The 610-nt window shown below is 67.2% G+C and carries 1 protein-coding gene; it reads left to right on the top strand.

The window, feature by feature from the left end; translation table 11 throughout:
* Positions 1-609 (top strand): L-serine ammonia-lyase (locus tag PV772_RS23040; RefSeq protein WP_347887711.1); only part of this gene is annotated, 609 nt, incomplete at its 5' end.
* Position 610: the final 1 nt, after the last annotated feature.

Raw genomic sequence — 610 nt, 5'->3', positions numbered from 1 at the left:
TGGCAGGAGTGGGTTAACTTGGTGGCGTTGGCCGTGAACGAGGAAAACGCCTCCGGCGGCCGGGTGGTCACCGCGCCCACGAACGGGGCGGCCGGGATCATCCCCGCGGTGTTGTTCTACGCCCTGCATTTCGCCCCGGGCATGGACCAGGCAACGCAGGCGGACCGGGATGATGTGGTGGTGCGGTTCCTGCTCGCTGCCGGCGCCGTGGGGGTGCTTTACAAGGAACAGGCCTCGATCTCCGGGGCCGAGGTCGGCTGCCAGGGCGAGGTCGGCTCCGCGTCCTCGATGGCCGCCGCGGGCCTGGCCGAAGTTATGGGCGGCAAGCCCGCCCAGGTGGAGAACGCCGCGGAAATCGCGATGGAACACAACCTGGGCCTGACCTGTGACCCGATCGGGGGGCTGGTCCAGGTCCCCTGCATCGAACGGAACGCGATCGCCGCCGCGAAAGCCATCAACGCCGCGAAAATGGCGCTCTGGGGCGACGGCACCCACCGCGTCTCCCTCGACGAAGTCATCATCACCATGCGCGAAACCGGCAAGGACATGAGCGACAAATACAAGGAAACCGCCATGGGCGGCCTCGCCGTCAACGTCGTCGAATGCTGAC

Origin of the sequence: Pseudarthrobacter sp. CC12 (genome assembly GCF_039907755.1) — a bacterium.
Lineage (GTDB): Bacteria > Actinomycetota > Actinomycetes > Actinomycetales > Micrococcaceae > Arthrobacter > Arthrobacter niigatensis.
Note: the sequence above shows the minus strand (reverse complement) of the source record. Positions and strands in the feature narration are given on the sequence as shown.